Annotated in this window: 13 protein-coding genes and 2 pseudogenes; 11 read left to right on the top strand and 4 right to left on the bottom strand. The window is 69.3% G+C overall.

Annotated elements, in window-relative coordinates; translation table 11 throughout:
- The first annotated feature begins 3 nt into the window (after positions 1-3).
- The 11 genes and pseudogenes from Prum_RS03300 (at position 4) to Prum_RS03250 (ending at position 9,709) form a co-directional block, all read left to right on the top strand.
- Positions 4-258 (top strand): hypothetical protein, encoded by a 255-nt coding sequence (locus Prum_RS03300; RefSeq protein WP_173073834.1) that lies wholly within the window; start codon positions 4-6, stop codon positions 256-258.
- Positions 255-1,502 (top strand): hypothetical protein, encoded by a 1,248-nt coding sequence (locus Prum_RS03295; RefSeq protein ID WP_173073832.1) that lies wholly within the window; start codon positions 255-257, stop codon positions 1,500-1,502. Before Prum_RS03300 ends, Prum_RS03295 begins: the two co-directional genes overlap by 4 nt.
- A complete protein-coding gene (locus tag Prum_RS03290) occupies positions 1,457-1,693 on the top strand; it encodes a hypothetical protein (RefSeq protein ID WP_173073830.1) in 237 nt (78 codons plus the stop codon). Before Prum_RS03295 ends, Prum_RS03290 begins: the two co-directional genes overlap by 46 nt.
- A gap of 8 nt (positions 1,694-1,701) precedes the next feature.
- On the top strand, positions 1,702-2,136 hold the full coding sequence (locus Prum_RS03285) for a hypothetical protein (protein WP_173073828.1): 435 nt from the start codon (positions 1,702-1,704) through the stop codon (positions 2,134-2,136).
- A gap of 162 nt (positions 2,137-2,298) precedes the next feature.
- Complete coding sequence (locus tag Prum_RS03280) at positions 2,299-4,215, top strand: hypothetical protein (RefSeq protein WP_173073826.1); 1,917 nt, start codon at positions 2,299-2,301, stop codon at positions 4,213-4,215.
- Complete coding sequence (locus Prum_RS03275; protein ID WP_173073824.1) at positions 4,164-4,313, top strand: hypothetical protein; 150 nt, start codon at positions 4,164-4,166, stop codon at positions 4,311-4,313. Before Prum_RS03280 ends, Prum_RS03275 begins: the two co-directional genes overlap by 52 nt.
- A 265-nt stretch (positions 4,314-4,578) precedes the next feature.
- Entirely contained in the window at positions 4,579-4,980 is a 402-nt protein-coding gene (locus Prum_RS03270; RefSeq protein WP_173072706.1) for a hypothetical protein, read from the top strand.
- Positions 4,977-5,066, top strand: a complete 90-nt coding sequence (kdpF, locus tag Prum_RS50785; protein ID WP_173073822.1) for a K(+)-transporting ATPase subunit F — start codon at positions 4,977-4,979, stop codon at positions 5,064-5,066. The genes Prum_RS03270 and kdpF overlap by 4 nt, the downstream gene beginning before the upstream one ends.
- A complete protein-coding gene (kdpA, locus tag Prum_RS03260; RefSeq protein ID WP_173073821.1) occupies positions 5,066-6,721 on the top strand; it encodes a potassium-transporting ATPase subunit KdpA in 1,656 nt (551 codons plus the stop codon). Before kdpF ends, kdpA begins: the two co-directional genes overlap by 1 nt.
- A gap of 25 nt (positions 6,722-6,746) precedes the next feature.
- Positions 6,747-8,854: pseudogene (gene kdpB, locus Prum_RS03255) on the top strand (potassium-transporting ATPase subunit KdpB).
- A 1-nt stretch (position 8,855) separates the two neighbouring features.
- Positions 8,856-9,709, top strand: a pseudogene (locus Prum_RS03250) (potassium-transporting ATPase subunit C).
- 16 nt (positions 9,710-9,725) lie between these two features.
- Here Prum_RS03250 and Prum_RS03245 read toward each other — a convergent pair.
- From Prum_RS03245 to Prum_RS03230, 4 genes are all read right to left on the bottom strand, one after another.
- Complete coding sequence (locus tag Prum_RS03245) at positions 9,726-10,802, bottom strand: ABC transporter permease (protein ID WP_173073819.1); 1,077 nt, start codon at positions 10,800-10,802, stop codon at positions 9,726-9,728.
- Entirely contained in the window at positions 10,799-11,692 is an 894-nt protein-coding gene (locus Prum_RS03240) for an ABC transporter ATP-binding protein (protein ID WP_173073817.1), read from the bottom strand. The genes Prum_RS03245 and Prum_RS03240 overlap by 4 nt, the downstream gene beginning before the upstream one ends.
- Positions 11,693-11,773: 81 nt before the next feature.
- Positions 11,774-12,430, bottom strand: a complete 657-nt coding sequence (locus Prum_RS03235) for a response regulator (protein WP_173073815.1) — start codon at positions 12,428-12,430, stop codon at positions 11,774-11,776.
- Positions 12,427-13,707, bottom strand: a complete 1,281-nt coding sequence (locus Prum_RS03230; RefSeq protein WP_173073813.1) for a sensor histidine kinase — start codon at positions 13,705-13,707, stop codon at positions 12,427-12,429. Before Prum_RS03230 ends, Prum_RS03235 begins: the two co-directional genes overlap by 4 nt.
- Positions 13,708-13,716 lie beyond the last annotated feature (9 nt).

The following is a 13,716-nucleotide window of genomic DNA, read 5'->3' as shown; positions in this document are numbered from 1 at the left end:
GCGATGCGCTCGAACAAGAAGCGACCTACCAGTACCCGGCCCTCGGCGAACCACCCGGTCAAACGCCAGAAGACCGCCCACAACTCCGGCGACGACACCACGACGGACGGGCTCGACAAGAAAAAGCGGAACAATGACTCGATCGTGCTCGACACCGTCGAGGTGCAAGCGCCCGCGCAGAGCCCGAAGGTCGCCGACCACCTGGCGAACCTGCAGAGGGCCACTTCAAGGCCGCGGTGGGTGCCTTCCGCAAGATGATCGAGGAGTCGCAGGACGCCGAGGAGCCGGTGAAGTCCTGGACCAACGCGGTATTCACCGACAAGGACGTGCTCAAGCGCGCCGAAAAGCACCCGGGGCTGTTCGCCGAGGTCATCAACGCGTACCGGCTCCTTACCCTGCACGCGCAGGACGAGGGCCTGGGCGTGGGCCTGGACGACCAGCTGAAACAGTATCTGGACGCGCTCCCGCCCAAGGCCGCGGCGCGGGTGGCCGCCACCCTGGTCAACTGGCACTGGGGCAGGCCGAACATCCTCGGCGGGAAGCTGCGCGACTGGATCGTGCGGCAGCCGGGCGCGGTCGACGCCCGCCTGCTGAACATGCTCTGGAACGACGGTGACTTCGAGTCGATCTGCACGGCGATCGCGTGCGGGGCGGACACGTCCACCGCCTCGTACGTCGACATCGAGGGGCAGCTCGAACTCGAGGGATTCTACAATGGATACATCGAGCCGCTGGAGCACCTGCTCGGCAGCTACCTGCGCCTGGTCGATCTGGTGTACCCGGACGGCGTGGGCCCGGTGGACGACATGACGCTCAGCGAGGAGGTCCGGGATGGGATCACCTTGCTCGGCGGGCAGAGCCCGGAGTTGCGGGGCCCGCAGGAGAACTACCTGAAGGGCAAGGAGAAGATCGCCGGTGCCCGCCGGGTGCTCCAGGCGCTCACCGAGGCCGGCACGGCCCAGATCCTGACCAGCTACACGGAGGTGCTGGACTGCTCGCTGGTCAAGGAGTTCGCGAACAACCCCGGGACCATCTGGGGCTTCGAGCACGTGCGACTCCCGTTCGTGAACGCGGTGCACACCACCGAGTTCGGCAAGCACCCGGTGCGCATGTGGGAGATGTGGGCGGCGGTCGAGCTCATCCTGAACGAGTGGAGGTACCTGCAACTCCTGTTGAACCCCGAGGCGATGATCCCGAAGCTCGTCGCCGCGGGCGTCAGGAAGCTCGACGATCAGATCAAAAGCAATCCGGTCGAGTACGCGGGACTGACCGACCCGGGCGCAAGGGGCAGTTCGAGAAGGGGTTCATCGAGCAGTGTTCGGCCTACCTGCGCACGCTCGCCGAGCGACCCCCGACCGCGAAGTTCGCCACCGCGGACCCGCGCGGGAACTACCTCCCCAAATACCTCGGCCTGTTCGGCTGCAAGGCCGGCCTTTGGTGGTCGAAGAAGGAGAACGTGCCCGTCTACTACTGCCTGGACGGCATCAAGGACGACGACGTGATCTATTACAAGACGCGGAAGACCGCGGCGATCAACGAGTTCCTCAAGGGCTCGCTGAACCGCAAGCGGCACGTCGAGGTCATCACGCTGGCCGAGACCCGGGAGATCCTCCTCAACTGGGACGAACTGCAGACGGTCGTCAAGTTCTACCGGAGGGGAGAGTTGCTGCCCCCGGCGAGGTCGAGACGCTGATAACGAAGATGGAGGCGGCGGACCTGAAGGCGGGGAGCCGGACGGCCCCGCTCCGGCAGCAGGTCATCAAGGCGGCCCAGAAGGACGAATCCGTCGGCAAGGACCTACCCGACCTGAACCAACCGCCCTTCCAGGACCTGACCGACGAGGAGTTCTACGGCGTCGTCTCGCAGTTGTTGCTGCTGACCATGGCCCTGAAAGCGGAGAGCGACCAGGTGCTTGCCTCATATCTGGAGAGCAAGGGCGCGGCGCACCTGTTCGAAGCCATCGTGCTGCCGTTTGGCTTCGCCGAGGCGTACCGGCTGATGATCGACGAGAAGGACCCGGACCGGAAGAGAGAGCTCGCCGCCCAACTGGAGATCGACGTCGACGCGGGCGAGGTGCCGGAGCCCCTCGGCGGCCTGCTGAAGGCGGCGATCGAGCGCTTCGGCGACCCGAAATAGCCGCATCGGGCAGACGAAGGGAGCACCGCCATGTCCAGATCGAACAGCCCGTCCCGATCCCGATCCCCGTCGCGGTCCCGCAAGCCGACGCCCGACGCCGCAGACAGTCATAACCTCGACCCCACCGCGTCAGACTCGGGTCTGCAGAAGACGAAGCCGCACGTGGATTCGACCGCGGACGCCGATCCGATCGTGGTCGCGACCGGGCCGGACCCGACGTCCCCGGACCTCGCCACGCACCTGCCGCAGCTGCAGTCGGGCCAGTTCGACGTCGCGGCAGCCGCCTTCAACAGGTTGTGGGCCAACGCGGACAACCTGTCCAAACAGGAGCAGGGCGCGGCCCTGAAACAGTGGATCGACGGGGTCTTCGGCAGCCCGGAGGCGCGCGCAGAGGCCGCTACGCAACCGGTGCTGTTCACCAACCTCGTCGGCGCGGCCCGGGACCTGATCCTCGACTCGGACCTCGGTCCGCCCGAGTACACCGACGCCTGGCTGCGCGGCAACCTGGACAAGCTCGACCAGCCCGGCGCGGCCGCCGTCGCCGAGCGCATGGTGGCCACCGGCTGGGGCTACCCGTCCATCATCGGCAAGGATCTCCGCGGGTGGATCCGGCTGCGGCTCGGCGCCGGCGGCCTCAACAACGCCGAGGGCGGCCTCGCCGCCCGCCTGCTCAGCATGCTCTGGAACGACGGGGACTACGCGACGATCTGCGACCTCATCGCCGACGGCATCGACACCGCGCAACCCGCGTACTACGGCTCGGACGAGGCGCCGAAGTACGAGGGCCTGTGGTGCGGGTACGTCCAGCCCCTGGAACACCTGCTCGGCTACTACCTGCGCCTGGCCAGCCTGCCGTCCCTGCCGGCGCAGACCGATCCCGGCGGTGCGGACGTCGCCGTCGAGCTGACCGCCCTGGGCGGGAAGTCCCCGGCGGCCGCCGGTCTCGATCCGGCGGAGCGGCGCGACCTGGGCGCGCGGAAGGTGGCCGGCGCCGCGCAGATCCTCCAGGCGCTCACCGTCAAGGGATCCGCCAAGATCCTGACGAGCTTCGCGGCGGTGGAGAGCTCGGCGCTGCTCCGCGAGTTCGTCGGCGAGCCCGGGACGATCTGGGGCTTCGAGCACGTGCGGCTGCCGTACGTACAGGCGGCGCACGCGACCCCCAGCGGGAACCAGCCGCTGCGGATGTGGGAGCTGTGGCAGGTGGTCGCGCGGGCGGCGGAGAAACCGGAGTACGAGGCCCTCCTGTCGGATCCCGACCGGATGATCCCCAAGCTGGTGGCCGAGGGGGTCGCGGCCGTGGAGAAGGAGTTCGTGAACCGGCCCGCCGACTACCTCTGGTGGAAGCTCCCGGACTTCAAGGCCGCCTTCGAGAAGCAGTGCACCGCGTACCTCCGGTCGCTGGCCGAACAGCCGCCCCGCGCCAAGTACGCCACCGCGGCCAAGCGCGGTCACGACTTCAGCGCGTACCTGGGATCGTTCGGGTGCAACGCCGGGCTGTGGTGGGCGTTGAACCAGGGCACGCGGGTCTACTACTGCCTCGACGGGATCAAGGACGCCGACGTCATCGGCTACAAGAAGCTCAAGACCAGCCGGATCAACACCTTCCTCCAGGGGAAGGGCAACGCCTACATCGAATGCATCACGCTGGCCGAGATCCGCGTGATCCTCACCCGCTGGGACGAGCTGAAGGACATCGTCATGTTCACCAGGAAGGGCGAGTTCGTCGATAAGCAGGAGATCGTCGACCTGAAGACCGCGATGGAGGCCGCCGACAAGCTGGCGGGCACGCGGCTGGCGCCCACCGGCGTCCCCGAGTTCGCGGAGGTGATCAAGAAGCTGGACCCGAAGCTGCTCCCGTCCCTCAACGACGACGAGATCATGCGCATCGCCGCGCAGGTGCCGATGCTGGAGGTGGCCGCGGGGCCAAGAGCGACATGGTGCTCACGTCCTACTTCGCCACCAAGGGCTGCCGCATCCTGTTCGACAAGGGCCTGCTACCGCACGGTTTCGACACGTCCTACGCGAAGATGCTCGCCGAGCGGAACACCGTCGAGAAGAAGCGGCTGGCCACCGAGCTGATAGCGATCGTCAAGGACGAGTCGACGGGCACGCCGCGGGTGTGCGACTACCTGCGCGGCGCACTGCTCCACGCGATCAACAAACACTCCGTCCGCTGAGCACCTGGCCGTCCCGCGCCTTGCCTGGTGACGTGTTGGGCTGCCGCGACGCCCGTCGCGGTCCAGGCCGTTGCTCCCGCGGCCGCACCCTCCGCGTCCCACACCCACCCCGCCTCGGACGCCGCCGCGAACCCACCCGCACCGCGCGCCGGGGCTGTCGATTGTGGACCGCGCAGGGTGAGGCCGCGGGAGCAACGGCCCGCACCACGACGGACGTCGCGGTAGCTCAGAACTCGATCCTGAACCTAACAGTGGACCGGCCGGAGTGGATCTAGACGAGTTAGGGCTCGATCTCAGCCATTTCTCGTCTAGATCTACTTGCGGCTTCGACGTGATCCTGCTCGCGCTCCGCGACGCCACCGGCGCGATCCCGCGCTGCTACTTCCAGTGGTCCGAGGGCAACCCGGTCGCCCATCTGTTCCGCTACCGGCGTCCTGCGTCAAGACCGCATAAAGATTCGCGGTGCTGGCGTACGGATCGCGTCAAGAAACCCCTCCACCCGCCCTTGCCCGCGTTTACATGGCTCGGGGCGGTCGATCGGCGACCGCACGACACCACAACAGGCGTTCGAAGGAGTCGCACGGTGGCTGACATAGCCCTGGTGCTGTTGACGGTGGGGGCGTTCGCCGTCCTTGCCTTGGTCGTCCGGGCGGTGGAGAAGCTGTGAGCGTGGTCAACCTGATTGGTTTGATCGTCGCCGCCGGCTTGGGCGTGTTCCTGGTCGCGGCTCTGCTGTTCCCGGAGCGTTTCTGATGAGCACGACCGCCGCTGGCGTGGTATTCATCGTGTCGCTGGTGCTGGCTCTGGCCGTGTCGTACCGGTTCCTGGGCGACTACATGTACCGGGTCGTGTCCGGCACCAAACACTCCACTGTGGAGCGTGGCATCTACCGTCTGGTCGGGGTGAACCCGGACGGCGAGCAGGCGTGGGGGGTGTACGCCCGCAGCGTCCTCGCGTTCTCCGCGGTGGGCATCCTGTTCTTGTACGCGTTCCTGCGCTTGCAGAGCCACCTGCCGCTGTCGCTGGGCTTTACGGGCGTGATGACGCACGGCGCGTGGAACACCGCGGTCAGCTTCGTGACCAACACGAACTGGCAGTGGTACTCGGGCGAGTCCACGATGGGGCATCTGGTGCAGATGGCCGGCCTGGCGGTGCAGAACTTCGTTTCCGCCGCGGTCGGTATCGCCGTCGCCGTCGCCCTGGTACGCGGGTTCGCCCGTAGGCGGACCGACCAGTTGGGGAACTTCTGGGTCGACCTGACCCGGATCACCATCCGGATCCTGCTGCCGATCAGCGTGCTCGCGACGATCGTGCTGATCATCGGGGGCGCGGTGCAGAACCTGTCCGGCGGCACCGACGTCACCACCCTCGGAGGGGCGACGCAGCACATCACTGGCGGGCCGGTCGCCTCCCAGGAGGCCATCAAGGAGCTGGGCACCAACGGTGGTGGTTTCTACAACGCCAACTCCGCGCACCCGTTCGAGAACCCGACGTCGTGGACGAACTGGATCGAGATTTATCTGCTGCTGCTGATCCCGTTCAGCCTGCCGCGCGTGTTCGGCCGGATGGTCGGGCAGAACCGGCAGGGGTACGCGATCGCCGCCGTCATGGGGGTCCTGGCGATCGCCAGCGTCGCCCTGACGAACGCGTTCGAGCTGGCGGGCAGCGGGACGGTGCCGCAGGCGGTGGCCGCCGCGATGGAGGGCAAGGACGTCCGGTTCGGCGTCCCGGACTCGGCCACCTTCGCCGCCGCCACCACGCTCACCTCGACGGGTGCGGTCAACTCGTTCCACGACTCGTACACGTCGCTGGGTGGCATGCTGCCGATGATCAACATGATGCTGGGTGAGGTCGCGCCCGGCGGCACGGGCTCGGGCCTGTACGGCATGCTGGTCCTCGCGGTGATCACGGTGTTCGTGGCCGGGCTGATGGTCGGGCGCACGCCGGAGTACCTGGGCAAGAAGATCGGCGCCCGCGAGATCAAGTTCGCGTCGCTGTACTTCCTGGTCACGCCGGCGCTGGTGTTGATCGGCACGGCCGCCGCCATGGCGACGAAGAACCACGAGACCGCGTTGAACGTCGGCCCGCACGGCTTCTCCGAGGTGCTGTACGCGTTCACGTCGGCGGCCAACAACAACGGTTCCGCGTTCGCCGGCATCACCGTCAACACCGCGTGGTGGAACGTCGCACTAGGCCTGGTCATGCTGCTGGGCCGGTTCTTGCCGATCATCCTGGTGCTCGGCCTGGCCGGCTCCCTGGCCCGGCAGCAGCCGGTGCCGGAGTCGGCGGGCACGCTGCCGACACACAAGCCGCTGTTCGTCGGCATGGTCGTCGGCGTGACGCTCATCCTCGTCGCGCTCACCTTCCTGCCCGCCCTCGCACTTGGTCCACTGGCCGAGGGTCTCTAAGCCGCCATAGCAAAGGAAGAATCAGATGACTGCCAAGCCGGTCGGCGGTGGCCTGCTGGACCCTCAGCAACTGTGGCGCTCCACACCGGACGCGCTGCGCAAGCTGGACCCGCGCACGCTGTGGCGCAACCCGGTCATGCTCATCGTCGAAGTGGGCGCGACCTTCACCACCGTCCTCGCCATTACCGACCCGACGGTGTTCGCCTGGCTGATCACGATCTGGCTGTGGTTGACCGTGGTCTTCGCCAACCTCGCCGAGGCCGTCGCCGAGGGCCGGGGCAAGGCCCAGGCGGCCAGCCTGCGCAAGGCGAAACAGGAGGCGATGGCCCGCCGGCTGCTCGGCTGGACCGAAGGCGCCAGCGCCGACCAGTACCGCGAAGAAGAGGTCGCCGGCCCGCAACTGGCGCAGGGCGACATCGTCGTCGTGGAGGCCGGGCAGATCATCCCCGGCGACGGTGACGTCGTAGAAGGCATCGCGTCGGTGGACGAGTCGGCGATCACCGGCGAGTCCGCACCGGTGATCCGCGAGTCCGGCGGCGACCGCTCCGCGGTCACCGGCGGCACGAAGGTTCTCTCCGACCGCATCGTCGTGCGGATCACCCAGAAGCCGGGGGAGAGCTTCATCGACCGGATGATCGCCCTGGTCGAAGGCGCCAACCGGCAGAAGACCCCGAACGAGATCGCGCTGAACATCCTGCTCGCCGCGCTCACGATCATCTTCCTGATGTCCGTGGTGACCCTGCAGCCCCTCGCCATCTTCGCCAAGAACTACCAGGGTGCGGCCCCGAACACCGAGGCGATCAACGCCGACGGCGTCACCGGCATCGTCCTCGTCTCGCTGCTGGTGTGCCTCATCCCGACCACCATCGGGGCGTTGCTGTCCGCCATCGGGATCGCCGGCATGGACCGGCTCGTGCAGCGCAACGTCCTGGCGATGTCCGGCCGCGCGGTGGAGGCGGCCGGCGACGTCAACACGCTGCTGCTGGACAAGACCGGCACGATCACGCTGGGCAACCGGCAGGCGTCCGAGTTCCTGCCCGTCGACGGCCTCACCGCCGCCCAGGTCGCGGACGCCGCCCAGCTGTCCAGCCTCGCCGACGAAACCCCGGAAGGCCGCTCCGTCGTCGTGCTGGCCAAGAACGAGTACGGCCTGCGCGCCCGCGACGAGGGCCTCATCCCGCACGCCCATTTCGTGCCGTTCACCGCGCAGACCCGAATGTCCGGTGTGGACATCGACGGCCGGAAGATCCGCAAGGGTGCCGCCGCGGCGGTGATGAAGTGGGTACGCGACAACGGCGGCCACGCCGCGGCCGACGTCGGCCCGGTCGTCGACGGCATCTCCGCGAGCGGGGGACACCGCTGGTGGTGGCCGAGCTCATCGACGGCCAGCCCGCCCGCGCCCTCGGGGTGATCCACCTCAAGGACGTGGTCAAGGCCGGCATGCGGGAGCGGTTCGACGAGATGCGGCGGATGGGCATCCGCACCGTCATGATCACCGGCGACAACCCGTTGACCGCGAAGGCGATCGCCGACGAGGCCGGCGTGGACGACTTCCTCGCCGAGGCCAAGCCGGAAGACAAGATGGCCCTGATCAAGAAGGAGCAGGAGGGCGGCCGGCTGGTCGCGATGACCGGCGACGGCACCAACGACGCCCCGGCCCTGGCCCAGGCGGACGTCGGTGTCGCGATGAACAGCGGCACGTCGGCCGCCAAGGAGGCCGGCAACATGGTCGACCTCGACTCCGACCCGACCAAGCTCATCGAGATCGTTCAGATCGGCAAGCAGTTGCTGATCACCCGGGGCGCGCTGACGACGTTCTCCATCGCCAACGACATCGCGAAGTACTTCGCGATCATCCCGGCCATGTTCGCCGCCGTCTACCCGTCACTGGACACGCTGAACGTGATGCGGCTGCACTCGCCGACCTCGGCGATCCTGTCCGCGATCATCTTCAACGCGCTGATCATCATCGCGCTGATCCCGCTCGCGCTGCGCGGCGTGCAGTACCGGCCCTCCAGCGCCTCCAAGCTGCTGACCCGCAACCTGTGGATCTACGGCCTCGGCGGCGTCATCGTGCCCTTCATCGGCATCAAACTCATCGACCTGCTCGTCCAGTTCATCCCGGGGATCTGAGATGCGTCTACCCAATTGGCTCGCCCAACACCTCGCGGCGCTACGCGCGCTGCTGGTCTTCACCGTGCTCGTCGGGCTCGCGTACCCCTTGGTGATGGTCGGGGTCGCGCAGCTACCCGGCCTGCGCGACCACGCGAACGGTTCGCTCGTCAGCGTGAACGGCAAGGATGTCGGCAGCAAGATCATTGGGCAGGCGTTCACCGACGCCGACGGCAACCCGATCCCGACCTACTTCCAGTCCCGCCCGTCCGCGGCCGGCGACGGGTACGACCCCACCGCCACCGCCGCCAGCAACCTCGGCCCGGAAGACGTGGTGGACACCGTCGACCGCACCAGCCTGCTGACCCAGGTGTGCGCGCGCAGCAAGGCGATCGGGGAGTTGGAGGGCGTCGACGGCAGCCGGCCGTTCTGCACCTCCGACGGGGTCGGCGCGATCCTGGCCGTGTTCCGCCGGGACGGATTCACCGGTCCGGTCACCCGGGTGGTGAGCGTCAACCAGACCGGCACGCCGTTCCTGGCCACCTACGACGGCGTTCCGGTACAGAGCGCGAAGGCCGGCGAGGACTACGTCGCCGGCGGCGGCGTCATCGTCGCGATCCGCGGCGACGCCCCGGACAAGCCCGCCGTGCCGTCCGACGCGGTCACCGCCAGCGGCAGCGGCCTCGACCCCACATCAGCCCGGCCTACGCCGAACTACAGGCACCCCGGATCGCCCGGGAACGCGGCACCGACGTCGCCACCATCCAAAAACTGATCGACGAGTACACCGACGGGCGCGCCCTGGGCTTCATGGGCGAACCCGCCGTCAACGTCCTACAACTCAACCTGGCCCTCGACCGCGAGTTCCCGCGGTAGGCGCGGAGGAACGCTTTCAGCCGGACAACCGGGCCGCCTCGCGGTCCCGCCAGGCGGTCGCCATTTTCGTGCGGCCGTTGGTCCGCAGTAGCGAGCCCTCGTAGATCCGTGCCCCCACGAACACCATCGCCACCGCGGTCAGCGCCAGGATTCCGAGCGACAGCACCGGCTCCCAGGCGCTCGCCTCGCCGGCGAACAGCCGCGCCGGCATCGCCGTCGGCGAGGACACCGGCAGGTACGACAGGATCGTCAACACCACCGGGTTGTCCTGCAGGATGATCACTGCGAAGAATGGCAGCATCATCGCCATCTGGACGGGCATCGACGCACCGGCGATGTCCTCCTGGCGGTTGACCAGCGCGCCGACGGCTGCCCACAGCGCCGCCAGCATCACGAAGCCGACCACGAAGAACGGGATGAACCATCCGATCGCCGGGCCGAGCAGCGACAGCACGGTGTCCGGCGCGCCGGCCAGCCGGGCACCAACGACGCCCGCGACCGCTAGCAGCGCGATCTGCCCGAACGCGAGCACGGCGCCGCCGGCCAGCTTGCCGGCCAGGAGCGTGCGTACCGGGATCGTCGCGACGAGGATCTCCACCACACGGGTCTGCTTCTCCTCGGTGACGCTCTGGGCGATCTGCAGCCCGAACGTCAGGGAGGTGATGAAGAAGGCGAGCGCGAACGCGTACGGGATGAGGAAGGCCAGCCCGGAGTCGACGGCGTCCGGGTCGAGCAGTTCCACGGGCGGCTGCGCGCTCAGCGCCTTCAGGACGTCGGAGGGTGCATCGTCCATGGCGAGCACCCGCGGGCCGGCGACGACGGCCGCGTCGACGTCGCCGTCGCGGACGAGCCGCTCGGCCGCGGCGTCATCGGCGACGGTACGGACGTCGAGGCCGGCATCGGCCAGCGCGGTCGCGGCGGTGCCCGGTACGGCGGCCACCGACGACGGCCCACCGGCCAGAATCCCGGGCAGGACCGTCGAGGCGACGACGATGAGCAGGAGGAGGACCGTACCCCAGATGAATGCCTTGTCGCGCAGCTTGACCCGGATCTCCCGGGCGGCGACGAGGCGGACAGTGTCGAATGTGGTCATCGGGCGACCTCTCGGAAGATCTCGGCCAGGGACGGGGTGACGGGTGTGAACGCGCGTACCGGCCCGCGCGCGAGCGCCGCCCGCAACACGGACTGGTCCTCGCCCCCTCCGTCGAGGTCGAACACGGCGCGCGGGCCGTCGAGGTCGACCACGGTCACGCCGGGCTGGTCGCGCAGCCAACCGGCGTCGCCGTCGACCCGGATCTCGTACCTGGGCAGGGTGTACGCGGAGCGCAGGTCGTCCCGACGGCCGGCGGCGAGGATGGCGCCGTCGCCGATGATGACGAGGTCGTCGCAGAGCCGCTCGACCACGTCGAGCTGGTGGCTGGAGAACAGCACCGGGACACCACCGGCGGTCTGCTCGCGCAGCACCGTCACCACGGTGTCCACGGCGATCGGGTCTAGGCCGGAGAACGGCTCGTCGAGGACCAGCAGCTCCGGCTCGTGCACCAGCGCGGCCGCGATCTGGGCCCGTTGCTGGTTGCCCAGCGACAGCTTCTCAAGCTGCTCGTCGGCCCGCTCGCCGATGCCCAACCGGTCGAGCAGGCCGGCGATGTTCCGCGCGACCGCGCCGGCGGTGAGGCCGTGCAGCCGGCCGAGATAGGTCAGCTGCTCCCGGACGGTCATCTTGGGGTAGAGACCGCGCTCCTCCGGCATATAGCCGAAGCGCCGCCGGTGGGCCCGGGTGAGCGGGGCGCCACCCCAGGTCACCGCGCCGGAGTCGGCGGCGAGCACGCCGAGGACGATCCGCATGGTGGTGGTCTTGCCGGCGCCGTTGGCGCCGACAAAGCCGGTCAGCCGTCCCGGCGTCACGTCGAACGTGACGTCCTTGAGCGCCTGCCGCTCGCCGAAGGCCCGGTTCAGCCCGTCGAGACGCAGCAACTGTGTCATGCCTCGACGCTAGGCAGCGCCGAGCGCAGCCGCGTCCAGCGCCGGAATGATCGTCGGGGTCCGTCGCGCGACGGACCCGCGTCAGCCGCGCGGCGTCACGACCCCGTGCTCGTACGCGAACACGACGGCCTGGGTACGGTCGCGCAGGCCCAGCTTGGCGAGCACCCGGCTGACGTGGGTCTTGACCGTGGCCTCGCCGAGGAAGAGCGCGGCGGCGATCTCGGCGTTGGTCGCACCGCCGGCCAGCAGCACCAGCACCTCGTGCTCACGCGGGGTCAGCACGGACAGCCGGGTGCCGTCGGAAGGGGTGGTCGCGCCCGGCCTGGTGAACGTCGCGATGACCCGGCGGGTGATCTCGGGCGCCAGCAGCGCGTCGCCCCGGGCCAGCACGCGGATGGCGTCGATCAGGGCCTCCGGCGTGCCGTTCTTCAACAGGAAGCCGCTGGCTCCGGCCTGCAGCGCGGCGAACAGGTAGTCGTCGCGGTCGAACGTGGTGAGGATCAACACCGCCGGACCGGCGTCGGCGGCGACGATCCGCCGGGTCGCCTCGAGCCCGTCAAAGACCGGCATCTCCACGTCCATCAACACCACGTCGGGGCGAGTGCGGGCGGCGAGGTCGACGGCCTGCGCCCCGTCGGATGCCTCGCCGACCACCTCGACATCGTCCTCCGCCTCGAGGATGACCCGGAACCCCGTTCGCACCAGGTGGTGGTCATCGGCCACGAGCACCCGGATCATGCCAGCACCGCCGGGGACTGGGCGAGCGGGAAGCGGGCCCGCACCCGGTAACCGCCGCCGGAGCGGGACCCGGCCGTCAAGGTGCCGTCGTGCGCGGCGACGCGCTCCCGCATGCCGATGAGGCCGAGCCCCACCCCGGCGGCCGCGCCGGGCGGCGCGCCGCGGCCGTCGTCGGTGACGTCGATCTCCAGCTCAGCGGCGTGGTACCGGACGCGTACCTCGATCGCGGACGCGTTCGCGTGTTTGAGCGTGTTCGTGACCGCCTCCTGCACGATCCGGTACGCCGCCTGGGACAGCGACTCGGGCAGCGGCAGCGCTTCACCGTACACGCCGAGTGTCGCGGTGAGCCCGGCGTCGCGGGCGTTGGCGACCAGCTCGTCGAGGTGGTCCACACCGGACCCGCTGGGCCGTTCATCCGGCGCGCCGCCGGTCGCGCGCAGCAGGTTGAGCATCCGGCGCAGTTCGTCGACGGCGGTGCGAGCGCTCTGCTCGACCGCCGCGAGAGCGGTGCGGGCCTTGGCCGGGTCCTTGTCCATCACCCGGCGGGTGGCCGCGGCCTGCACACCCATCACCGAGACGTGGTGGGCGACCACGTCGTGCAGCTCGCGGGCGATGCGTACGCGCTCGCCCATGACCGCCCGCTCGCCGGCCTCGGCCGCCAACCGCCGCAGTTCTTCGGCCTGTACCTCCAGCAGGTGCTGGCGGCGGGCGGAGATCCACGCGGTCTCGCCGACGAAGACGGCGAACCCGAAGAACAGCGCGTTCAGCAGCACCCCGTTGACGATGGCCGCGAGCAGCGGCTCCAGCGGACCGGCGGCGTCGGGGAAGGCGTCGGCGGGTAGGTCGGCCGCGGTCTGGGCGATCCCGATGGCGAGCCAGGCGAACATCGCGGCGATGATGCCGATCCGCGCCCACCGGGCCTGTGCCCGGTCGCGGCCCCACGCGCCGACTGTGTAGATCGCGGAGCAGAGGGCCCCGTTGGTGACCTGCTGCTCCGGTGAGTGGCGGACCTGGGCCGCGATGAAGGCGGCGGAGATCACGATCGCGACCGCGGCCGGCCACCGCCGGCGTACCGCGAGCGGTAGCGTGATCGCGAGCGTCCACAGGATCTGCTCCGGCCGGCTTGGCGGGTCGTCTCCGAAGAACACGCCGGCGCTCGTCGACAGCACGAGGTTGAGCTGGGCGACCGCCGCGACCGCCACCCCGACGACGACATCGTTGCGCCGCTGCTCGGCGGTCGGACCCGGCCGCTGCCACGCCGTCGGTTCCACGCTCATGCCCGCGAC

Source organism: Phytohabitans rumicis (assembly GCF_011764445.1).
In the GTDB taxonomy this organism is placed as follows: domain Bacteria; phylum Actinomycetota; class Actinomycetes; order Mycobacteriales; family Micromonosporaceae; genus Phytohabitans; species Phytohabitans rumicis.
Note: the sequence above shows the minus strand (reverse complement) of the source record. Positions and strands in the feature narration are given on the sequence as shown.